Annotated in this window: 17 protein-coding genes and 3 pseudogenes; 15 read left to right on the forward strand and 5 right to left on the reverse strand. The window is 59.8% G+C overall.

Translation table 11 applies throughout. The annotated features are described in order from the left end of the window. Positions 1–64: 64 nt before the first annotated feature. From CTP10_RS26025 to CTP10_RS26095, 15 genes and pseudogenes are all read left to right on the forward strand, one after another. A complete protein-coding gene (locus CTP10_RS26025; protein WP_116321745.1) occupies positions 65–1,813 on the forward strand; it encodes an ATP-dependent nuclease in 1,749 nt (582 codons plus the stop codon). Next, positions 1,810–2,271 (forward strand): UvrD-helicase domain-containing protein, encoded by a 462-nt coding sequence (locus CTP10_RS26030; RefSeq protein ID WP_233528271.1) that lies wholly within the window; start codon positions 1,810–1,812, stop codon positions 2,269–2,271. The genes CTP10_RS26025 and CTP10_RS26030 overlap by 4 nt, the downstream gene beginning before the upstream one ends. A gap of 13 nt (positions 2,272–2,284) precedes the next feature. Then, positions 2,285–3,583 carry a UvrD-helicase domain-containing protein gene (locus tag CTP10_RS26035; RefSeq protein ID WP_233528270.1) on the forward strand — a complete coding sequence of 433 codons (1,299 nt, stop codon included), beginning with the start codon at positions 2,285–2,287 and terminating at the stop codon, positions 3,581–3,583. Between the two features lie 415 nt (positions 3,584–3,998). After that, positions 3,999–4,439 (forward strand): helix-turn-helix transcriptional regulator, encoded by a 441-nt coding sequence (locus CTP10_RS26040; RefSeq protein ID WP_271815746.1) that lies wholly within the window; start codon positions 3,999–4,001, stop codon positions 4,437–4,439. Continuing rightward, the gene (locus tag CTP10_RS26045) at positions 4,436–5,641 is read left to right on the forward strand and encodes a type II toxin-antitoxin system HipA family toxin (RefSeq protein ID WP_271815748.1); all 1,206 of its coding nucleotides are present in this window, start codon (positions 4,436–4,438) and stop codon (positions 5,639–5,641) included. The genes CTP10_RS26040 and CTP10_RS26045 overlap by 4 nt, the downstream gene beginning before the upstream one ends. 191 nt (positions 5,642–5,832) lie before the next feature. Next, a complete protein-coding gene (gene tnpA, locus CTP10_RS26050) occupies positions 5,833–6,219 on the forward strand; it encodes an IS66-like element accessory protein TnpA (protein ID WP_271815904.1) in 387 nt (128 codons plus the stop codon). Beyond that, the gene (gene tnpB, locus CTP10_RS26055) at positions 6,207–6,566 is read left to right on the forward strand and encodes an IS66 family insertion sequence element accessory protein TnpB (RefSeq protein WP_411860354.1); all 360 of its coding nucleotides are present in this window, start codon (positions 6,207–6,209) and stop codon (positions 6,564–6,566) included. The genes tnpA and tnpB overlap by 13 nt, the downstream gene beginning before the upstream one ends. Before the next feature lie 51 nt (positions 6,567–6,617). Continuing rightward, a pseudogene (gene tnpC, locus CTP10_RS26060) lies at positions 6,618–7,661 on the forward strand (IS66 family transposase); the annotation flags it as partial. Positions 7,662–8,875: 1,214 nt separating this feature from the next. Then, entirely contained in the window at positions 8,876–9,676 is an 801-nt protein-coding gene (locus tag CTP10_RS26065) for a site-specific integrase (protein ID WP_271815750.1), read from the forward strand. Beyond that, complete coding sequence (locus tag CTP10_RS26070) at positions 9,673–10,641, forward strand: tyrosine-type recombinase/integrase (RefSeq protein ID WP_116324050.1); 969 nt, start codon at positions 9,673–9,675, stop codon at positions 10,639–10,641. The genes CTP10_RS26065 and CTP10_RS26070 overlap by 4 nt, the downstream gene beginning before the upstream one ends. Continuing rightward, positions 10,638–11,654: a site-specific integrase gene (locus CTP10_RS26075; protein WP_116324049.1), complete on the forward strand. Its 1,017-nt coding sequence runs from the start codon at positions 10,638–10,640 to the stop codon at positions 11,652–11,654. The genes CTP10_RS26070 and CTP10_RS26075 overlap by 4 nt, the downstream gene beginning before the upstream one ends. 120 nt (positions 11,655–11,774) lie before the next feature. Continuing rightward, a pseudogene (tnpC, locus tag CTP10_RS26080) lies at positions 11,775–12,332 on the forward strand (IS66 family transposase); the annotation flags it as partial. Positions 12,333–13,188: 856 nt separating this feature from the next. Continuing rightward, positions 13,189–14,241 (forward strand): IS1595 family transposase, encoded by a 1,053-nt coding sequence (locus CTP10_RS26085; RefSeq protein ID WP_442875143.1) that lies wholly within the window; start codon positions 13,189–13,191, stop codon positions 14,239–14,241. Positions 14,242–14,552: 311 nt separating this feature from the next. Beyond that, positions 14,553–14,678, forward strand: a pseudogene (locus CTP10_RS26090) (H-NS family nucleoid-associated regulatory protein); the annotation flags it as partial. A 261-nt stretch (positions 14,679–14,939) separates the two neighbouring features. Further along, on the forward strand, positions 14,940–16,235 hold the full coding sequence (locus tag CTP10_RS26095; protein ID WP_271815754.1) for a DUF3422 family protein: 1,296 nt from the start codon (positions 14,940–14,942) through the stop codon (positions 16,233–16,235). Positions 16,236–16,544: 309 nt separating this feature from the next. Here the strand turns inward: CTP10_RS26095 and CTP10_RS26100 are convergent, their stop codons facing one another. The 5 genes from CTP10_RS26100 to CTP10_RS26120 form a co-directional block, all read right to left on the reverse strand. Then, on the reverse strand, positions 16,545–18,002 hold the full coding sequence (locus CTP10_RS26100; RefSeq protein ID WP_116321838.1) for an aldehyde dehydrogenase family protein: 1,458 nt from the start codon (positions 18,000–18,002) through the stop codon (positions 16,545–16,547). A gap of 205 nt (positions 18,003–18,207) precedes the next feature. Further along, positions 18,208–19,116 (reverse strand): NAD(P)-dependent oxidoreductase, encoded by a 909-nt coding sequence (locus CTP10_RS26105; protein WP_116321839.1) that lies wholly within the window; start codon positions 19,114–19,116, stop codon positions 18,208–18,210. Between the two features lie 385 nt (positions 19,117–19,501). Continuing rightward, positions 19,502–20,476, reverse strand: a complete 975-nt coding sequence (locus CTP10_RS26110; protein WP_116321840.1) for a Bug family tripartite tricarboxylate transporter substrate binding protein — start codon at positions 20,474–20,476, stop codon at positions 19,502–19,504. A 91-nt stretch (positions 20,477–20,567) separates the two neighbouring features. Continuing rightward, entirely contained in the window at positions 20,568–22,214 is a 1,647-nt protein-coding gene (locus CTP10_RS26115; protein ID WP_116321841.1) for a GMC family oxidoreductase, read from the reverse strand. Positions 22,215–22,282: 68 nt separating this feature from the next. Beyond that, a complete protein-coding gene (locus CTP10_RS26120; protein ID WP_158577705.1) occupies positions 22,283–23,161 on the reverse strand; it encodes a Bug family tripartite tricarboxylate transporter substrate binding protein in 879 nt (292 codons plus the stop codon). Between the last annotated feature and the right edge of the window lie 72 nt (positions 23,162–23,233).

Raw genomic sequence — 23,233 nt, forward strand, 5'->3', positions numbered from 1 at the left:
CAATGCGGTACCATGCGATGACAAATGTCAGAAACAACAAGGATTACGATCTGGGGTCCCGCACATGTATTTGGCGCAGCTAACGATTTCAAATTTCCGGAAACTGAACAGCGCGACACTGAAGTTCCAACCCGGCCTCAACGTCCTGGTCGGCGCCAACAATGTTGGCAAGACGGCGATTGTCGACGCCCTGCGCGCCCTGCTTGCCGGCCATGACGAGCCCTACCCCCGCCTCGACATCGACGATGTGCATCGTCCGCCTGGCGGAACGCCCGCAGGCGACATCACCTTCGAGTACGTCTTTCGCGCTCTCGACGAGGATGACGAAGCCGATTTCCTTCCAGCCCTCAAGCTGGATGCCGCCGGAAAGGCCGAGGCACACATCACGATTCGCTATGCAGAGGCCGACAAGACTGGCCGACTGCGTGCCAAGCGATGGTGTGGCGACCATGACGACACCGGCCTGACCGCGGACATGATGGAGAACCTGCGCGGAGTGTATCTGCCCCCGTTGCGGGACGCTTCGCAAAGCCTGAAGCCCAGCCGCACCAGCCAACTGGCGCGCCTGTTCCAGCTTCTATCCGATGATGCCGGACGGGATGGCATCAACGACGTCCTGAAGAAGCTCGACGAGGAGCTAAAAAGGCATCCACCGATTACCGCCACCCAGAAGGCCATCAAGGGCCGACATGACAGCATGCTTGGCCCGCAACTATCCCAGCTTCTTGAACTTGGGCTCAGCGGCAGCGATTTCCAGCGACTGGCCTCCCGTCTCTCCCTGATGGTCAACACCTTCGACATCGAGCAAAACGGCCTCGGCTTCAACAACCTAATCTTCATGGCGGTGGTCCTCAGCGAACTGGCCAAGAACCCCGAGGCCAGCTATCGCGGTCTGATCGTCGAGGAACCGGAAGCGCATCTGCACCCACAGCTTCAGGCGGTCCTGCTCAGCTACCTGGAGACGGTCAAGGCGACCGACGGAGAGAAGCCGGTCCAGCTCTTCGTCACCAGTCACTCCCCCAATTTCGCGAGCATCGCCGACATCGAGACGCTGACTTGTTTGGTGGACACCGGCAGCCGGGTCGAAACCTTTTTCCCCCGCGACATCACCTTCGAAGAGGGCAAGCGGGAAAAGCTGGAACGCTATCTCGATGTGACGCGTGCGGAAATTTTCTTTGCCCGCCGCGTCATCTTTGTGGAAGGGGCTGCGGAGTTGATGCTAGTCAGCGTCCTGGCGGAAAGAGCCGGATACAAACTGCGAGAGCACGGCGTCAGTCTTATAAGTGTCGAAGGCCTGAATTTCGACTCGTTCCTGCCATTGTTCGGCGAGAAGGCGCTGAAGATCCCGGTTGCCGTCATCACCGACGCCGATCCCGAGGCTACCCCCGCCGATGGCAGCGAACCGGTCGCGCTTTACCCCGCTGCCCACGATACGGTCAAAGTGTCCGACAACACTGCGAAGATGAAGGCACGTGAGGACGCGCTGGTGAAGGTCTTTCACGGCGTCAAGACGCTGGAATACGACCTGGCGCTGCACGCCGACAACCGGACCGCCATGCTGAAGGCACTCAAGGAGCTGCATCCGAGAATCGGCGAGGCGGTGGGAACCGCCGTCAACGCCGCGACGGGCGATGTCGAGAAGGCCCGCCTGCTGTTTTGCGGCATGTTCGAACGCCAGCAGAACAACGTCCAGAAGGGACGGTTTGGACAAACACTGGCGCAGGTGCTGGCCGATGGCGCATCGTGCGTCGTGCCAGAGTACATCCGTCAGGCCGTCGCGCACGCTTGTCAGACGCCCGCGGCACACCCATGACCGAGCTCTCCCTCGAACAATCGGCAATAATCTACGCACCGCTGGATCCGGTGTCCGTCATTGCTTGCGCGGGAAGCGGGAAGACGCTGACGGCTGTGCGCCGGCTCGTGGAAATCCGCCGTCAGCTTGGGAGCCACCGGGGGCGCGTGGCGTTGCTGTCGTTCTCCAATGTCGCCGTGGATACCTTCCGCAAGAGCTACATGTCCCTGATGCAAGGGCAGACGCTCGGCGCTGGCGGCCACCGGGTCGAGATTGACACATTGGATGGTTTCTTCGCCCGCCACGTCCTCCACCCTCACGCGCACCGAACCATGCAGGCGTCCCAGGCGGCCTTTCTCGTTACCGGGGGCGAATCCTTCCTGAGCGGCTTCACGTTTCAGGCCGGGGGACTACCCCGTCGCCATCACGAACATGCAGGTCGGCAGACGTGCCTCCGGCGTCTATTTCTACTACGGTAACAATGACCAAGTTGTGGAACTGGACGCCGGCTATGCCGGCGCCATCGTCCATCGTCTGGGAAGAACCGGGGCCTATTCGCACAACCTCGGGCGCTACTGGTGCCATCGCACGCTGAGCGAGCAGCCCATCATTCTGCGGGCGCTGGCACGCCGGTATCCCCATGTTCTCATCGACGAAGCGCAGGACATTGGTACGCTCCATCAGGCCATCCTCGAACAGCTCATCGGCGCGGGCGTACGTGTCTCGCTCATCGGCGACCCCAATCAGGGCATTTACGAATTCGCCGGCGCCAATGGCAAATTCCTCTCGCAATACGGCACACGTGCCGGCATCGCGAGTCTGGGATTGACCCGGAACTATCGGTCCGTACCGCCGATCGTCAGCCTAGCCAATACACTGTCAACGCGTGGCGATGCGGCAGATCTATCCGTCCCTGCCACCCTGCATGGCGCGTTCTTTGTGCCGTTCAAGACGGCTGAGCGCGACAAACTGATCGACGCCTTCCAGGCCACGGTCCGCGCAGCGGGACTGCAGGTCCAGAACTCAGCCGTGCTTTGCCGCGGCCGCGAGCTTGCCGACAAGCTCGCGGGCAACGACTCCCCGGCCGGCCAGGGAACCGTCAAGGGCTTTGTGCAAGCGGCGATCGCACGCGACACCAAACAGGACTATCTGGCCGCCTTCAAGGGTGTCGCCACCTGCATAACGGGCCTTCTTAGCGATCCGCCCAAAGGATTGGTGGCCTCGATCACCCAGCCGGCCCGCTACCATGACGCGCAACCCTTGCGACGCCTGATCTGGCGCTTCACCCGGAACCCGGACAGCGGATTGCCATCTGCCACGCTCCGCGCAGATGCGGAATGGCACCCGTTACTGCTGGCCAGAGTCAAGGATTTGCTCGTTACCTTGCAGCGCGAACACGGCCTGACACCGGCCAACAACATCGGTATGAAGCTGGCCAAGAAGAGCCTTCCCAATGCACCGCTGGTGGCCGCGGACGATCTGGCTGCACCGAATGTCCGGCGCATCCGGATTGATACGGTCCATCAGGCGAAGGGGGAAAGCCTAGACGCTGTTCTCTACCTTGCCACCAAGGAGCATGTTTCCGCCTTGCTCGACGGAGTTGCGTCAGAGGTAGGACGTATCGGCTATGTGGCCGTGACCCGCGCCAGAACGCTGCTCTGGCTGGCCGTTCCAGCCAATACCCTGTCGGAGTTGCGCCCGAAGCTGATCGCGCGCGGCTTCCTGGAGGCGAGCATGCCGGCAGCGCAACCCGTGTCCAGCCCCACAGCCGAAGTCGTGCCAACGGCGTGAGGAAGACAGCATGGAATGGAGGATATCGGAGGAATTCGAACCGGATGAGTCCGTGGCTAAAATTCATATCCCTCTCGGTTGTGGCACCAAAGTACTGTTTGGCCGTTTCCGGCCAGAAGCGGTCGGTCGACCTCGCCATCCAATTCGAATAGCCGAGGTGTCGTTCGCCCCGGCTCAACCGATGCCCCAACGTCCAGACGGTACTGACCGGAGGCTTACCGCAAAGGATGCCCGACGTCTGCCGGTGTCAACACTAGGCCGCCCCTGCCTCGAATTGCGAACTCAGCTTCGGAAGTCAAAAAAAATTGACATGGACTATAATGTCAATTATTGTTGACATCAGATTTGCTGAATCCAACCCGGTTAAGGGGGTCAAATGGACCATCGAGGAGAGCTACATGATAAAGCGGACGCAATGCGCCGCAAAATCGGGGAAGCCTTGCGCTCCGCGCGCGAGCGACAAGGTAGTAAGCAATCCGACATCGCCCAGAAAGTGGGCGTGTCTCGGGCAACCGTCATTGCAATCGAGAGCGGCCAAAGCGTCTCGACGTTGAATCTACTCCTGATGGCGGCTGCGGTCGGCGTGAACCTTAACCCTCAACCAGACCCGGCGATCGTCACGCCACCACGTCGCCCCATGCTCAGGGAAATGATGCGAGCGGAGCGGGAGCGCCAGGCAATGCTCCAGGCGAAATTACCCAGCCGGCAGCGCGTGGGATCGGCGTCCTTTATCGCCCCAGTTTCCTACCCGGAAAGCAACGTAAGGCGTCGCCCCACGCTCAGGGAAATGATGCGAGCGGAGCGGGAGCGCCAGGCAATGCTCCAGACGAATCTCTTGCACAAAGTATCTCAATGAGTAGCGAACTCGAGGTTTTCGTTTCGGACTATCCTGTCGGCTTGCTCAGTGAAGACATCGAGACAGGCCTGATTGATTTCCGTTACCTTCCGGATGTCCCGGATCAAATGACAGTCTCGTTACTGATGCCGCCGAGCGCGCCAGCAGAAGAGTATCTTGGTTTCAACGGGGTGCCCCCACCCTTTCAGGTATCCCTGCCCGAAGGCATCGTGCTGGAAGCCATTAGAACCCGCTTCGCCAAGCATATCGACGTTGATAACGATATGTCGCTGCTCCGTCTTGTCGGTCGTCACACTATCGGCCGCACTACCTTCGACGGCCCGCTGGACCCAGACGCCACACTTCAACAAAACATTCTGGATGCCGCCAGAGCTGAGGGTGCGGCACAGCGGCTGATCGAAATTCTGAAGACATCTCCGGAGATGTTTGGCGTGTCTGGCGTCATGCCCAAGATGTCGACATTCCCGACGGAAAAGACTCGCCCCGGGACTGTCGCCGCGCACGGCTCCATAGTTAAATTCGACTCGCCCCATTATGTTGGCGCGAGTTTGGTTGAGTATGCATGCTTGAAAGCATGCTCGGCAGCGGGACTAGACGTTCCTGCGATTGAATTAAGCCCGGATCGCACGTCACTGACGATGAGCCGATTTGATATCGCCCCTGACGGATCACGTCGCGGATTCGAAGATGCATGTGCGCTGTCGGGCTTGTTTCGTAGTGGGAAATATAACGGATCGATTGAACACCTGTTTGAGATGATCCGCTTCTTCGTACATCCAGACGACCAGGCGACAGATCTCGTGGCCATGCTGAAACTGGTCATGATGAACGACGCACTACGCAACGGCGATGCACATCTGAAAAACTTTGGTTTGGTCTATGACGATGTCATGCGCCCGCGGCTCTCCCCCGTGTACGACGTACTCACCACCCAGGTATGGTTTCCGCAAGAGGTGCCCGCGCTGGCGATGCAAAAGACCGACCCGAGGGGTACGGAAAAATGGCTGGATCAGCTTGAGCTGGAGCGCCTCGCCTCTCTCAGTCATTGCCACAATGTTGACGTCGTTCAAATGCAAGCACAGTGTCGCGAGATCGCATTGCAGAGCATGGCGACGACCTTGGATGAGTGCCCAAAATGCCCGCCGCGCAAAGCGCTTGAGCACGCCTTGAAGATCATCGAGGGGGCACTGCCTGTGCCCTAGCTCAATAAAAGCGTCACTTCGGCTCAGTCCGTATTAAATCTGACACTTTGCCTCACCGCAGGCCTTTGCCGGAATTTCAGCGGCTTGATCAGCAAGAGTGTAAGCGTCCGCTGATGGCCGTGTAGACGCGAGAGTCGAACCTATCCAGAGTAGTTCCCATCAAAAATCTGGCGGAGACTACTTTGGAGACTGTGGCTAAGCGTGGTGGCCGCGTACGCGGCAGCCGCAATCATCCGATCGAACTGAAGCAAAGGCTTGCAGAAGCTGCGTGCGTGCCAGGCGTCTCGGTTTCAAAGCTGGCGCTGGAACACGGTCTAAACGTGAACATGGTCTTTCGGTGGCGTCGCATGCTTCGAGCAGGCCAACTAGGGATCCCCCATGTTGGTGACACCCCAGTGCTGTTCCCCGTTGTAGTCAGAGGCCCCGGAGTCGAAGCGTCGCTCACGGGCAAGCCATGCGAGCGGCCGGAAGCGTTGCCAGCAGGAGTCATCCGATTGCACCTGGCCAAGGGCCAGGTGAGCATTGAAGGCCGAGTCGATCCAGAAACCCTGCGTATGATCGTGCAATGGCTGAGCTGATGATGGAGCCGCCGGCGAACACCCGGATCTGGGTTGCTGCAGGATTTACTGACATGCGATGTGGTTTCGATGGCCTAGCTGCCAAAGTGCAGATGGTCCTGCAGAAAGACCCATTCTCTGGCCACGTTTTTATCTTCAGGGGCAAACGTGGTGATCTGCTCAAGTGTCTGTACTGGCGGGACGGTGGCTTGTGCCTGTTCGCCAAACGTTTGGAACGGGGTAGGTTCGCCTGGCCGCGTGCCGAAGGTGGCGTGGTGGCCCTGACGAATGCGCAACTTGGCCTTCTGTTGGAGGGGTTCGACTGGCGCCAACCCATCAATGCGGCCCGTCCGTGCAGTGCTTTGTAAACGTCTGTGACAACACACGTGGGGAGTGACGCTGGCGCCTAGACTGCCTGCATGACCTCCAGTAACGCTTCACTTCCCGACGACATCGACGCCTTGAAGGCCCTGCTTCTGGCGCGGGAAGCTGAGCTTCGCGAGCGCGACAGCGACGTGGAAAATCTACGTGGCACGGTCGCGACGCTTCAGAGGACACTCTCAGATCGAGCACTGGAAATCGAGAGCCTGAAGCTGTGGATCGCAAAGCTCCAACGAATGCAGTTCGGGCGCAAGTCCGAGAAGATTGATCGCCAGATCGAACAATTGGAATTACGTCTGGAGGATCTGCAGGCCGACGAAGGTGCCGGAGTGCTCGACGCAAGCGAGCAGCGCTCAAAGGACGCGACCAGGCCGACTGGACGCAGAGCCCTCCCTGATCATTTACCGCGCGAAGATCTCGTCCATCAACCTGACGATGTGTGCTGTCCGCAGTGCGGCGGAACGCTCAACGAGCTTGGCGAAGACATCGCCGAGCAACTCGAGTAGGTGCCGGGGCACTGGCGAGTGATCCGGCATCGTCGACCAAAGAAGGCCTGTGCCTGCTGTGACTGCATCGTACAGGCACCAGCGCCCAGCCGGCCCATTGATCGCGGTATGCCTGGTCCTGGTCTGCTCGCCCATGTCCTGGTTGGAAAATTCTGCGACCATCTCCCCCTGTATCGGCAGTCGGCGATATACGCGCGGGATGGCGTCGAGTTGAGCCGCTCGACACTTGCCGACTGGGTCGGACAAGCCAGCGCACTATTGCGCCCCCTGGTCGATGCAATCCGGCAGTACGTGATGGCGGCGTCGAAGATCCACGCTGACGATACGCCGGTACCAGTACTTGAACCTGGGAAGGGCAAGACCAAGACCGGACGGCTCTGGACCTATGTACGTGACGACAGGCCCGCTGGTTCAGTGGACGCGCCAGCCGTATGGTTTGCGTACAGCCCGAGTCGGTCAGGCGAATATCCGCAAGCCCACCTGAAAGGCTTCAGGGGGATCCTGCAAGCTGACGCATTCGCAGGCTACAACTCGATTTACAGAGACGGCGAGGTGCAAGAGGCCGGATGTGTCGCTCAGTATCCCGAGTACCGTTTTATGTGGGGTGAGCGCCGTTCGGGCGCCAACGGACGAGTTTGAAGGGCCAAACAACTCGGCATATTATCTGTCTGGACGCTATGCATGTACGGCGTCTGGGCGGTGAACATGCAGATCCCACTGCGAACGGTATCGAGTGCCGAGAGCTACGTCGCGAATCGCGAATGGCTCATCGCGCGTTTGGACCGTTGTCCGTTGCATCCCTCTGGCGGTTGCTCGTTTGCTCGCCATGGCACCTATCGGCGTGCGGCACCATCAGGGATGCGCATTGCCAGGTGGTACTGTCCTCAGGGACACCGAACTTTCAGTCTCCTGCCTGATTTTCTCGCCGCAAGGCTGCCGGGTCTGCTTGCCTCGATCGACGCCGCCGTCGCAAGCTTGCCGCATGTGCGCAGCATGGAGGCCGCTGCCGATGCGCTACGGCGGGACGACGTGAGTTTGCCGTCGGCTGTACGTTGGTTGCGCCGCAGGGTACGCGCGGTTGAAGCAGCGCTGCATGCGGTATCTTCCCTGCAACTGCCAACGCCGAGCATGCCGCAAAGGTGCCGCATGCCCGGCGAAGCCAGCCCGTACCGGACGCTACTGGAGTTGAGGCATGCGCTCCCACCACAGATACTCAGCGAACTACCGGCACCGCTGGGTTTTCTGAGATTGCAGCGAGGCGTGTGGATCCGTCCTGCGCTTGACCAACAAGACACGGGGCCTGACGGGAGGCGCGAGCCGATCTACGCTGCAGCGGTCAACTTTGAGCAAACATTATGCAGCTTGATCCGACCGATACACGCCGATCCAGGCCGTCCCCGACGACGAGCGAGATCATCCACGTGTGGCGTGACGACCGCTCCGTAAAGGACGGCAGTGCCTACGTGTATCTCCGGTGGATCAGGCGCTTCAGGGCATATTGCGACCAGCGCGGACTGCACGAGCAAGCCCAGTTGACTCTCTATGGTGCACGTCGCTTCGTCGATTGGTATTCCCGACGGCATGATATAGGTCCCGACGCAGCGGCGAACGCTAGGACTGCGGTTCACGCATTGAATCGTGTTTATTGCGTGCTCGGAAGGGAAGCGCCGCCCTGGCGGGTTGCGCCGGTTGCCAGTTGCCCTGCGACGGGGGTACTGCGCGCATACACGGATCACCTCATAGCACATCGCGGCAGCCCGCAGACGACTGTGCACAAGAGGCTGATCCACATGGGCTATTTTCTGGAGCATCTTCGCAAGTGCGGTCAGACGTGGCGCTCCATGACTCTGGTTGATATCGATACGTTTCTCGTTGACTGCAGTCATCGATACGCCCGTACCACGACGGCCGACATCGCTGGCAGCATCCGGTCTTTCGCGCGCTTTCTGATTGCCACCGCTCGCAGCCGGCGCAATCTCGCCGATTCAGTAATAGCGCCCGTACAGCCAAAGTATGAGCGTCCACGTCGGGCGCTGCCGTGGGAGGATGTGCAGCGGTTGCTCCATGCCGTTAGCCGGTCAAATCCGTGTGGTCTGCGCGACTACGCGATACTGCTAATGATGAGCACCTATGGCTTCGGCGCCGGCGAAGTGATCGGGCTGCGACTTGACGATATCAACTGGAGCGCCGCCACGTTTCGGGTGATTCGACCGAAGACCGGAACGGCCTTCACGTTACCGCTGCTGCCGGCCGTCGCGAGGGCACTGGCTCTCTATCTTCGCGACGGAAGACCACCACACGCAACGACCCGCTATCTATTTCTTCAGTGCAAGTTGCCATTCGCCCCTCTGAGTTGCGCGTCCGCTGTCAGGCACATCGTGGTCAAGCATGCCACCGTGGCCGGCTTGACAGCTACTTACCTCGGCAGCCACGTGCTGCGTCACTCCAACGCATCACGTCAAATTGACCTTGGTGCGGACCCGCGGGTAGTCTCCGATATTCTTGGCCATCGCGACCCGGATTCCATTTCTGCATACGTACGCATTGCAACGGAGTCGTTGCGGGACGTTTCACTGCCGGTGCCATCATGAGAACGCTTGTGACAGCGAGAGGGCTGGCCCGTGATGCAGCGAACTTTCTGAACTTCCGGCGTGCCATGGGCGTGCAATATCACCGCGGCGAGTTTGTGCTCAACGGCTTCGTGCTGTTCATTGCCGAACAATGGGGCGAGCAGACCGTGGCACTTGATGAGGCTATCCGGAGATGGTCGTCGCGCGTCGCCGGACGCAAGGCCGTCACGGTGAGCCAGGAATTCGGGGTGGTCCGCCAGTTGTGCCTTTACAGGCGCCGCACCGATCCGCGCGGATATGTTCCCGAACATGCGCTCGCGCCAGTCAAGGAATCGCCGTTTCTCCCGTACATCTTCTCGCATGAAGAAGTGCTTCGGCTCCTGCATGCGGCGAGCAGCCATCGCGGTCGCTGGATTTGGGGGCCAATGTTTCGCGCATTGATGCTGGTGCTTTACTGCACTGGCCTGCGACTGGGAGAAGCGGTCCACCTGAATATGGAGGACGTAGATCTCCGCCGCAACACGTTCCTGGTGTCGCACAGTAAAGGGCGATCCCGCATCGTGGCGTTTCGCCCGGATCTGGCCAGGGAGCTGCATCAATACCTGGAGGCACGTCGACAGCTCCTTCGGAATCGTCGCGTCAAAGAACCGCAAGCGTTGTTCATTCGTCTGGACGGCACACCACTTACGGTGAAGTCCGCATCGGAGGCAATTCGGCGGTTGCTTCGGCAATTGGCGATCAAACCACCCGCCGGCAGGATCGGACCGAGACCGTACGAGTTCCGCCACGCCTTCGCGGTGCATCGTCTCACGGCATGGGCATCTACCGGAGTGGATGTCCACGCAAAGCTACCCTTACTATCTGCCTATCTCGGTCATCAGGACGTGCTCGGTACAGAGGTCTACCTGAAGGCGACACCACAACTGCTGGATCTCGCCAGCAGACAGCTCCAGAATCATCTGCGCCATGCGCATAGTCCAGAATGAAGAATGCACCATCCGCGGCCTTGTTCATTCGGGTCGAGTCGTTCTTTGCCGATTACCTGCAACGCGCGCGCGGTGCTAGCATCCATACGGTGCGCGCCTATCGCGATGCCCTGAAGCTTTTCTTTGAGTTCGTCGCGACGAACAAGGGGTGCAGCGTTTCGGCTATTGATCTTGGTGACATGAATGCTGCAACGGTTTCCCGATTCCTCCTTCATCTCGAGACGGACCGGTCAAACTCGGTGGCAACGCGCAACTGTCGACGTACCGCTATTCGAAGCTTCTTCAAACACCTGCTGCGCACAGACATCGTTCACTCGCATCAGTATGCCGGAGCGCTCGCAATTCCGGCAAAGAAGGCACGACATCAGCCGGCGACCTATTTGGAAGCTGATGAAGTCCGTGCGATTCTTGCAACGCCCAACACAAAGACCATTCGTGGGCATCGCGACTACGCATTACTGCTGTTTCTCTACAATACCGGCGCGCGTGTCAGTGAAGCGGCGGGTCTTTGCTGGAACGACCTGCAACTAGCCTCTCCACGGCAGGTCCGGCTCCACGGTAAAGGTCGCAAGGATCGACTCCTGCCGTTGTGGCGCGAGACTGCCGATGCGCTTCGCCGGCTAGGAACGATCAACCATCCGGGCACACAGCCTCATGTTTTTCTCAATCGCCATGGAGAAGCGCTAAGTCGTGATGGGATTGCCTACATTCTGCGCCGGCACGTGCAAGCCGCGGCTCGGGAACTGCCTGCGCTCGCTCATAAGCGGGTCACGCCACATGTACTGAGGCACAGTTGTGCTGTCGGATTGCTGCAATCGGGTAACGCCTTGCCGGTGATTCGCGACTATCTTGGTCATGCGAGCATTGCGACAACCGGACGCTACATCGAGACAAACCTTCAGATGAAGCGCGATGCCCTGGAAATGTTCTGGCAGCATGCTGGGATCGAGCCTGCTCATGCGAGATCATGGAAACCGAAACCCGACCTTCTCGCGTTTCTGAGTTCGCTGTAAGCGATAAGATTTATGTGGTGACGCAGGAGCATCCGAAGTCTACGTAAAAGCGTCGACCGCTCGATGCTCAGCATAAAACCGTACTCGGGATACTGCGCTGTATCTGGAGCTCCAGATACCGCTCACGCGAGACGAAAGTTCCACGATCTGTACTTAGCACGCAGGAACGACGTCAACACTGAGGCGCTGCGCCGGATCGGCGAACTTTACGCTATTGAGGCTGATATCCGCGGGAAGCCTCCCGACGAGCGAAGGCGCGTCCGACAGGAGCGGGCGCGTCCATTGCTGGAGGCCTTCGAGATCTGGTTACGTTCGACGCTCAGCAAGGTGTCGCCCAAAAGCGATACCGCGAAGGCTATTGGCTATGCATTGAATCAGTGGTCGGCATTGACCCTGTATGCCAGTGACGGTCGCGTTGAGATCGATAACAACGCAGCGGAGCGTGCGCTGCGGGCCGTTGCCCTCGGTCGAAAGAGCTTCCTGCACTTCGGCTCTGACAGTGGCGGCGAACGCGGTGCCGCTATCTATTCGCTGGTGGCCTCAGCCAAGTTGAACGGCCTCGACCCCGAGGCCTACCTGCGCCACGTCATTGCGCGCATCGCCGACCACCCCGTCAATCGCGTCAGCGAACTGCTGCCATGGGCCATGGCTGAGCCGATCCGTTCGACCGCCGCCTGAAAGCAACCCCGTCGTCAAGAACGCTGTCCGCCGGACGGTTACGCAAGAGTGCAGTTTCGTCGAAAAACGCGGCTACATCGCTGATACCCGTTAGCGACAGGGCCGCGCCTTTTCGGCAAGATCGTCGCATGCATGCCGCTATCAGTGGCCGCTCTCGGGCGATACGTCAGGCACTAGCCGGCCAGGAAGGGTCGTTGGATTTGCGCTGGAGAGGCGCGGTAGATTCGTCGAAGGCTGAGATAAGGAGGACTATGGCGCTTTATTTTGATCTCGCGCACGGAACCAAGCCGCTAGCTAACGCAGGTAATTTCCCTTGGCCTTACGACATCGCTGTGTGCTTTGAGTTAGTGTCCCGCATCCAATGGCATTCAGCGAGGGCGTTGGTCATGGCGCCGCCGGATGTGTGGTGTCTGCCGCCGAAGCGCTAGAGGAAAAATGGAAGGAGCACTTCGAGATTACCGGGGCGGATTGGCTTATTCCTTACATAGAATTATTGGCCCAGGGCATCCCGTTTTCAAAAGTTGACATCTTGCTTGCCTTCGAAAGGATTCACGGCCGGCCTCCTACCAGCTAGGAATCAAGAGTCTGGTAGCACCGGCTTGCAAACGTCCGCTTTTGAGAGTTGCAACTGACCGCTTCGGGTCGACTCCAGCCCTCCATTGCCTCGAAGCGGGAGCTCGACGCCGGCCACCAGCGAGCCTTCGCATACCTACGTGATCCTGATGGCGCAGTATGACGGTGCGTTACCGCCCCCCTGCCCCAATCTCGCGCCAGACACTTATGCGTCAAACGACAGGTATTGTGATAAGCAGACTTTGGGGTATCCATTTAACCGGAGCTATTCCATACTTCGAGCATGGAGCTTCCAACCGCAGACATTGACTACCCCCGTTCCTTCGGTGAATTCCAGACATGGTTTCAGTCCGATGCTGACTGCCTGGATTACCTGGAATGGCTGCGCTGGCCGACCGGATTCGTCTGTCCGGCTTGCGGCCAAGCTGGCGGATGGCGACTCGGAGACGGGCGATACATGTGCACGCACTGTGACAACAGGACATCCGTGACGGCGGGGACCATCTTCGATCGAACCCGTACGCCACTCACAGTTTGGTTCGCTGCTTGCTGGAACTTCGCCAGCGGCAAGGACGGAATCTCGGCCCTGAGTCTGAAGCGCTCTTTGCAGATTGGTTCCTATCAGACAGCCTGGGCTATGCTGCATCGGCTGCGATCAGCGTTGGTACGTCCCGATCGGGAACGCCTGCGCGGAAGGGTAGAGGTAGATGAAACTTACATCGGTGGCATTGAGCCGGGGTTGGTCGGAGGACGCGCTCAAGGTAAGAAGGTGCTGACCTGTATTGCGGTCGAACTCTTGCAGCCCAGCGGATTCGGGCGCTGCCGTATGGCACCCATTGCAGACGCCTCGTCGGATTCACTGCAGGCATTCGTGTTAGCCAACGTGGAACCCGGGGCAACAGTGGTCACCGATGGTTGGCCGCCCTACCGGGGGTTGGAGCAGAAGGGCTACATCCATGAGCGTCGCAGCCAGCGGGCAGCCCGCGCGCGAGGGGAAGACCCGGGCGCGCTCTTGCCGGGCGTACATCGAATTGCGTCCCTGGCAAAGCGCTGGCTGCTCGGGACCCACCAAGGAGCGGTGGACGCTGCGCACTTGCCCAGCTATCTCAACGAATTCGTGTTCCGCTTCAACCGCCGACGTTCGCGCAGCCGCGGGCTGTTGTTTTACCGGATCTTGGAACTGGCTGTTGCTCATGACCCCGTGCGCTACCAAGACCTGACGCGCAAAAAGAGTCCTAAGGCCGTGCGTCCGACGCCACCCAAGAAACGTGGACATCCTCCCAGTCTCGATCGCCCCCGGCAGAACCGGCCATGGAGGCGTGTGGACTCCGGTTAAATGGATACCCCAAAGCAGACTTATCGCAATAGCATCCCACTTAAGTGTAGAGAGCAGCTTGCCTCGTACTACGGCCTGCGCGGCTCCCGACGAGACGTTGCTGACGTATGCCTATGTGAATGATCGCGACAAACTGCATCTCTTTTGGGGCAGCGTGAAGGCCTGGTGCCCATGGGGCGCCTGGCGGTGTTTGCCTAGACGGGTTTTGGAATAGGCGTGGCGCGCCCGCTGGAATCGCTTATGCGTCTTTGCGTTGATGTTGGCGCTGTCCGGCGTTCGCCGCTCCCCCTTACTGCATCGCCAACGTCCCAGCATGTCCGGTTTGCTTCCGTGACGCTTATGGCCACGTGTGGGACGGCCACGGCGATCTGCCGGACTGGCTGCAGCGCGCCGTGAACGCTGGCCAGTCGATCGAACATTTTCGCGTAAAGCCGTAGGATACTTTTTGCGCCGCCGTAGCCGTCGAAAGTGCGCTGCCCAGCCGGAGACTACGATGGGCCGATTGGCGCTTGGCGGCCGTTCTCAGTAATCAAGTCAGCCAATGGATCGGCTAACCCGAACAGCGCCCGCCACTGAAGTCAAGCGTATTCATCGAGATCATAAGATACCAAGCAACAGATCAGCATTACGCATTTCCTGGCATGCCTTGCGTCGGGCATACTGGTCGTAAACACTGACCATATATGCCAAAGTCAACCATGGACCACCCCTTGCGCGAGACGCTTGCGCGCGAACTGCACGCCCGCCCCTTTCTGCGTATCGGCGGGTCTGCCTCGCTCACGCACTTCGCCATCTATGCCGACGGCGATACTGCCGTCCACCATAGTTTGCTGACCGAGCTGTGCCGGCTGACCGGCTTGGAAGAGCCGGCCGAAGGCGTGACGCACTATTCCGCGCGATGGAGCGATGACAAGCAGTTGAAGTGGGAGCGGCACACCGAGTTTTCCACTTTCACATTTGTGGCGCGGCGGGATGACTCGGACTATTTCTCCGACCTTGCCATCTCTCATGTCCCGACCGGGTGGTTTGATAGTTTCGCTGGCAAGCGTCTAGTGGCGCTGCGCATGGAACTTGTTTCCGGCGCGGCCGCGGCCGCCGCGCGCGACAACGTGCGGCAATGGATCGACGGCCCCATCCTAGCCGGCAGCCACGTGTTGGGCGGCGGCGAGGTGTTCTGCGACTGGACCATTCCGCCAGATGGCTTTACGCGCTTCCTGGTGATCGACAACGGCTTTCGCGAGGTGCAAGGCGGACGACTGCTGCAGCGGCTGTATGAAATCGAGACCTATCGAATGATGGCGCTGCTGGCCTTGCCTGTTGCGCGCGAACTGGGCCGCAGCGTGGACAACCTGCAGGGCTCACTTGCGCCGCTGATGCGCAGCATGGACACCAGCCGGGGCGGACGTCAGGACGCCGAGTTGCTGGAGCGGCTGACACACCTGGCGGTCCGCATCGAGGCGCTCGCCGAATCCGGTAACCGCTTCAGCGCATCGCGCGCCTACGAGAAGCTGGTGCTGGCGCGTATCCAGGAATTGCGTGAAGAACGGATCGAAGGTATACCGACCATCGCCGAATTCATGGAGCGTCGCTTCGCCCCCGCCATGGACACGTGCCGATCGGTATGGATGCGGCACGAACAGTTTGGCGATCGCGTGGCGCGCGCGCTCGACCTGCTGCGCACCCGGGTCAACCTCGCCCAAGAGCAGGACACCACGCGCCTGCTTGAGGGCATGGACCAGACCGCGCGCAACCAGTTGCGGCTGCAGCATGCGGTCGAAGGCCTGTCGGTTGCAGCGATTTCCTACTATGTGCTGTCGCTCGCAGGCACGGGACTCAAGGCTCTGCATGTGGCGCATTTGCCGCTGGACCCGGATCTGATCAAGGGCGTGTTGATCCTGCCGGTGGTGCTGCTGGTGTTGCACGCAACTCGGCGCAGCAAGCATGCCGGGCTAAAGAGGGCAGCGCGGCAGCCGGCAGCCAATCCGACGGCCTAGGAGGCAGGCGCTGGAGTAAGCATGCGATCGCCTCAGCGTATTGCGCGATCGCAATGCCTCCATTACGCCAGCGTCGGTTTCGATTCCGCAGCATCGTCGACACATTGCGCCGCGCCGACCCCTGCGAGGGTGCGCGGTTGGTTCAGACGAGAGTCATCCGCGTCCGGCACGTGAAAATGTCAATCACCAATAGCGGCCAGCGCATGCCGGGGCGCCCGAATTCGTCTCCGCCATTGGTAGAGACGCAGGCTCCGAGACAGGCGTACCACCGCTGTCGGGTCATGCTGCCCAAGGCCCGACAGCACGCATTCAGCGGACGAGTTCTGGCAGGCCGCCGGCCTCGTCGGCAAACCCATACACCGACTTGATCTCAAGATACTCCTCCAGCCCGAAGACCCCCATGGAGCGGCCAATTCCCGACTGCTTGTAGCCTCCCATCGGCGTCAGCGAGTTGGTTGCAGCCCCATTAAAGCAGATGCGCCCGGCTCGAAGGCCGCTGGCAAATTCATAGCCCCGCTCGCGGTCGCTCGAGAAGACATATCCGCCCAGACCGTAGATCGAGTCGTTCGCAATCTGCAGGGCCTCGTCCTCGGTGCGGTAGGGCATCACGGCGAGAACGGGGCCAAAGATTTCCTCTTTCGCAATGGTCATGCCCGGGGTTACATCGCTGAACACCGTCGGTTGCACGAAGAAGCCCCGGTCCAGGCCAGCGGGGCGCTCCATGCCGCCGCAGACCAGTCGGGCGCCTTCATCGATGCCGGACTGAATGTAGCCCCGTACAGTTTCGTATTGCGCCTGGTTGATGACCGGTCCCATCGTGGTCTGGGGAGCCCTTGGATCACCGATGCGGAATTTGGAAATTTCGTCCACCAGGAAAGGCAGCACAGTTTCGACCTGGCTCTCATGGACCAACATCCGGCTGGGCGCGTGGCAACTTTGCCCGGTATTGAAGAAGCAGCGGCCAACGTTCCAGCGCGCAGCGGCCTCGAGATCGGCGTCCTGCAGCACGATGTTGGCCGACTTGCCGCCAAGCTCGAGAGATACACGCTTAACCGTGTGCGCCGCGGCTTCGCCGACTTTGATGCCCGCGGTCGTCGAACCGGTGAAAGACACCAGGTCCACGTCGGGATGCGCGGATAGCGCCTCTCCCACTACCCGGCCGCGCCCCAGGATCAAGTTAAAGACGCCCGGGGGCAGACCGGCCTTATCGATGACTTCGGCCAGCAAGATGCCACTGAGCGGCGAGGCGTCCGAGCCTTTCATGATCGACGTGCAGCCAGCCGCCAACGCGTAGATGAATTTGATGACTGGCGTCTGGATTGGCCAGTTCCACGGTGAGATCAGTGCGCAGACCCCGATCGGCTCGCGCCGGATGATGGTATCGCCCATGTGGGTGTCGAACCGGTACGACTGCAACAGTTCGCGCGCGACCTTCATGTGCCCGATGGGGCCGGAGACCTGCGCGCGCGCCGAGACCGGCGACCCGAGTTCGCTGGCCACGATGTCGGCGAAATCGTCGACCCGCGCCTCGTAGGCAGCGATGATGCGATCGATCATGGCGACCCGTTCGGCTACGGTGGTGCGAGAGAAGGTCTCAAACGAACGACGCGCAGCGGCCACGGCACGATCGACGTCCTCGGCGGTGCCGCCGTTAGCGACCGTGGCAAATACTTCCTCGGTAGCCGGGTTCACCATGTCGCGCTGGCCCGGCCCCGAGGGGGCGACCCAGCTACCGTTGATGTATTGATGAGGATAGATTTTCTGCATATACGTTCCAAGCAGGTTCGATGAGGGAAAAAGGCCGTGCGAGGCGCACTGCGACTGATCTAAAGAAGCCCGTCCGGATTACGAGATGCCGGGCACAGGCGCGCGCGAAGGCCGCTGTCTATTGCTGCCGTGGGCCGTTAGGAAGCTCAGCCGGCGGTCGCTCCGATCTGACCGCTGGCTCTCCCACCGTTGAACTGGGCGGGTGTCATTGGCTGGCTGCTTCCAGGATGGCGCGAGCATCGATGCCGGCTTGCTCTCCCATGAACTGGATCAGCAGCATGCTGTCTTTGTCGAGGTACCCTGCCTCGGCGGCCGTTTTCAGGGTCTCAACCATGCGCGGCGCGAGCCAAAGGGGCACGCCGAGAGCCTCGGCCTCGTCCATCAGCAGGGATTCATCCTTGACACTGTTGGCCAGCCTGGCCCCATAAGCGAAGTCCCCGGACCGAACGGCGGCGGGAATCTTGTCCGACGTGGTGTGGTTCCGGCCTGTGCTGGTATTGATCACTTCGAGCAAGCGCATGGGATCGATGCCGGCTTTCATGCCCAGTACCAACCCCTCGAACGCCGCCAGTCGACCTGCTGCAGAAAGGTGATTGTTGATGAGCTTGGCCAACTGGGCCTGGCCCGCACGATCGCCCACGTGAAAGACATTCTTGGCCATGACTGCCAGATATTGCCGTGCCAGCGCAAAAGCCGTCGCGGGCCCGGACACCATGGTCGTCAGTGTCCCCGCCCGAGCGCCGTTCGGCCCGCCGCTCACGGGCGCATCGAGAAATCCGATCCTATTGGGCAATCCCTCTGCGATGCGCCGGGCAACCTCCATCCCAATCGTCCCGGTGTCGACATACACTTCGACAGCGTGTCCCTCGCTGATCGGCCCGAGAGCAATGTCCAGCGACAGTTGCGTCGTCGGCAGGCAGGAGAACACCACACGGGCCCGGTCGGCGACCTCGCCGACACTGGCTACACTTTCGGCGCCCCCCGCAACGAAGGGCGCCACGTTTTCGGCGTTCACGTCATAGACAGTGAGCGGCACGCCCCTGGCGAGCAGCCGCTCTGCCATCGCCCCGCCCATGCGTCCCAGCCCTATGAAACCAACCCGATCCTTCGACATGAAACTCTTCCTGTCAGTACTTTCGGCCGCTTCCGACCGACTCTCATCGCAGCTATTATCTATATAAAGTCCCACATTCTGCAAGTATTTTCAGACCTCCACCGTAGTGCATATTGAGGCACCCATCGCCCAGCGATGCGCCGTATAACCGCGTAAAGTGGCTTTTCCTCCGCGAATCCGGGACGACGAGAGAGGAAAAAATTATCGCCATGTAAAGTTACTCCCGTAATATGGGATTAATGTATGATCTCGAAGCGCGAAATGACGCACATCCATAAAGTGGCATACAGGAGGCAGCGACGTCCCTGCAGATCCAATAACGGCCTACATGCCTCCACAAGCAAAATCGGCGACCACAAAAAGCACCGACTTGCGGACCTTGCTGCTATTGCTTGGGAATGCCCAGATCGCTGATCAGCTTGGCCGCCTGTACGGTTTCGCGCGCAAGGAACTGATTGAACTGGTCAAACTTCATGTCCATCACTTCGGCGCCCTCATCCTTCATCTTTTGCTGTAGCTGCTTGCTCATCACCGCCTGACGAAGTGCGTCGTGGAGCTTTTTGACGATGTGGGGTGGCGTGCCAGCAGGCGCAAAGAAGGCAACCCAGGTGTACGCACTGTAGTTTGCGATCCCCATTTCAGCGAAGGTTGGCACGTCCGGTAGCGCGGCGACGCGATGCTGAGCCGTTACGGCTAGCGCTCGAAGTCGCCCGCCCCGCACGTTGGGCGCGGCACTCGCTACGGTGTCGTACATCATATCGACACGACCACCGATGACGTCAGGAACCGCGGGAGCGTTCCCCTTGTATGGGATGTGGTTGACGCGCAGTCCAGCTTGCTGCAAGAAGCGCTCTGTGGCCAGGTGGGGGGCAGTGCCAACACCCGCGGAAGCAAAGGTGAGCTTGCCAGGATTCGCTTTGGCCCGTGAAATAAAGTCGCCGAGCTTCTTGTCCGGCTGGCTGATACTCACGACCATGAGAAACGGTGATCTGCTGACCGGCCCGACACCAATGAAGTCTTTGCCCAGGTCGTAGCCGGCATCGATGCGCAATGCCATCTGCTGGGTAATAGTGCCGGTAGCGGCGAGCAGTGTGTATCCATCCGCTGGTGCAGCCTTGGCTGCGCGAATGCCGATCAGCCCGTCGGCACCTCCCTTATTCTCGATCACCACAGGCTGCCTTAGATAGACGGCCATCTCTTGTGCCGCAACTCTGGCCATCGCATCGGTAAAGCCGCCCGCCGCGGTGTTGACGATAACCTTAACGGGGCGGTTTGGATAAGGGTCGGCGGCAACGGCTGGCGCGCCGCTCCCTAGCATCAACATGAGCACCGCAGCGCGGCGGGCGAGACCTACTGGCATATTGTCTCCAGAGCTGTGAGGTTTGATTGAGTCTCTATTGTTTGATGGCGATTGATTTAGTTGCCGCATCCTTTGGCTCCGAGGTCGAGCATCAAAGCGCGTGTGCCACTTCAGGGTTGGCGACACATCCATCATGCTTGGCCAAGATCATGTCCGCACATTTCTCCCCGATCATCATGCACGGCACACTGGTGTTGCCCGAAATGATGGTCGGCATGATGGAGGCATCAGCTATCCGAAGCCCCTCGATGCCGTGCACCCGCAACTGCTCATCGACAACGGCCATGTCGTCGTGCCCCATCTTGCATGTGCCAACTGGATGAAAAGTGGTGGCGCCGGTTTCGCGAATAAAGTTCAGGATCTCTTCATCGCTCTGGATCTGTATGCCAGGATGAAGCTCCTCGGCAATAACATCGGCTATCGGCCTGGAGGCGGCAATCTCCCTCGCCTTCCGTACAGCAGCCACCGCAGTCTTGCGATCATTCTCCGTGTCGAGGAATCTATAGTTAATCGCCGGAGGTGCGAAGGCGTCGGAGGACTGAATATGCGTGCTTCCGGTGCTTTCTGGGCGTTGCACCTGAGCGTAAATGAAGAACCCATTAGTGTTCGACATTCGCCGCTTCTGATTCTCGATCTCTAGCAGGAACGGATTGATCAGCAAGCCGATATCTGCTTGCGCCGCCACCTGTTCGCTTGACCGTGTAAAGACGCGCAGCGTGGCGACGCCCTGCGAGATGAACCCAGAACGGAACAGGGCATAACGGGCGACTTCGAGCAGCAGGCGCCACCCTCGACCGCGGCCTGCCAGGGAGAAGCCTCGCCGCTTGAACGCCCACTTCAGGGTTGGTCCATAGTGGTCCCTCATATTCTCGCCAACGCCAGGCAAACGCTTGACGACCTTGACGCCGTGGCGCGCGAGAATGCTCGGATTCCCAATGCCGGACAATTCCAATAGCTTCGGGGAGCCGATCGCGCCGGCACAGACGATCACTTCTTTGGTCGCGTAAATTTCCTGTGCCTCACCGCGGTAATGAAGTCTTACGCCGCGGCATCGCAGACCGTCCAGAATCAATGAGGTAACTTCGGCGCCGGCCAGGATAGACAAATTCTTCCTGGCTGCCGCCGGAGCCAGGTACTGAGTTGCAGTGCTTTGGCGCAGCCCCCGGTAGATCGTCTGCTGTGCCATCGCCACGCCGTATTGGCTTTCCCCACTGTAGTCAGGGTTGAGCGGGTAGCCTACCGCCTGCGCCGATTTGATAAATAGGTCGAAGAACGGTGATGTTTTTGCAGCCTGCGTGACCTTCACCGGGCCATTGCGTCCCCGGTACCGGTCTGACCCGAGTTCTGTGCTCTCGATCCTCTTGAAGTACGGAAGCACATCACGATAGGCCCAACCCCTGCAGCCAAGCTCTTCCCACGTATCGTAATCCGTACGCTGTCCACGGTTGTAGATCATCCCGTTGATAGCGCTCGATCCACCGAGGATTTTCCCGCCCGGCACATAAATGGAGCGGTTACCGGTGGATTCGTTCGGCGTGGAATGTCGACACCAATTGACGGTCGGATTGACTATGGTGAAAGCCGTACCACCGGGCGCCCGTGTCCAGATGTAGCTGGCACCCTTCGTGCCAGCCTCGATGCAGAGAACCCGGTACTTCCCACTCTCACTTAGGCGTGCCGCGACCACACCACCGGACGATCCTGACCCGACCACAATAAAGTCGTAGCTTGCCGACATTCTCCCATCTCCATGATTGCCCAATGATGTGCGTGCACTGCCGTGGCATCCACTCTTCGAGTGGTCGCCTATTCGTCACTCTTGATGTTGTTCTCCTGCACGACCTTCTTCCAACGTGCAGCTTCCAACTTCAGGTGGGCCTTCGCATCCTCAGGATTGCGAGTCTCCGCGGCGTAACCGAGCGCCGCCAGCCGCTTGCTGGTCGCCGGATCGTTGATAGCTTTGGCATACGCATCATGCAAGCGCGCCACCGTTTCTTTCGGCGTCGCGGACGGGACCATGAACGTGTACCAGACAGATGGCGAAAAATCGGCCAAGCCCAGTTCCGTCATCGTTGGAACACCGGGAAAGCTCGGCATTCGTTTCTGCGACGTAACACCAAGAACGCGGATCTTGCCTGCCTGCATCAGGGGCAGCGCCTCCGCTGTGGTGGTGAACATGAATTGGACTTCGTTTGCCAGCAAAGACTGGATTGCATAGGCGTTGCCGCGGAATGGGACATGCATGCCATTGCCACCGAGATCCCTGAGCATGCGCACCGCGGTAAGGTGCGCGAGGGTTCCAGGTCCTCCCGAGCTATAGTTCAGCCCCCCTTTTGCTTTGGCTGCAGTGGCGAGATCCTGATACGAGCGGAGTCCGGAATTAGCGTTGACCACCAACGTCATCGGGAACGAGCCGGTACCGATCACTGGCTGAAGATCGCGCTCCGTGTTGTAAGGCAGGTCGTTTCGCATAAGGCCGGCAATCAAGCCGGAAACTGTAAACTCCAGGATGGTGCAGCCATCCGGCTTGGCGGCAGCCACCACAGCATTGCCAATCGTGGTGGTAGCACCGGGGCGGTTGTCAATCACGACGGACTGTCCCAGAATCTCGGTCACTTTTGCGCCAATGATTCGCCCAACCGTGTCTCCCACACCCCCCGGCGGTTGCGGGATAACCATCTTCATGTATCGATCCTGGCACGGACTGCCGGCAGTTGCATGACCAATGCCAAGTATCGCCATCACCAGGATACCCAT

Source organism: Cupriavidus sp. P-10 (genome assembly GCF_003402535.2).
Taxonomy (GTDB): domain Bacteria; phylum Pseudomonadota; class Gammaproteobacteria; order Burkholderiales; family Burkholderiaceae; genus Cupriavidus.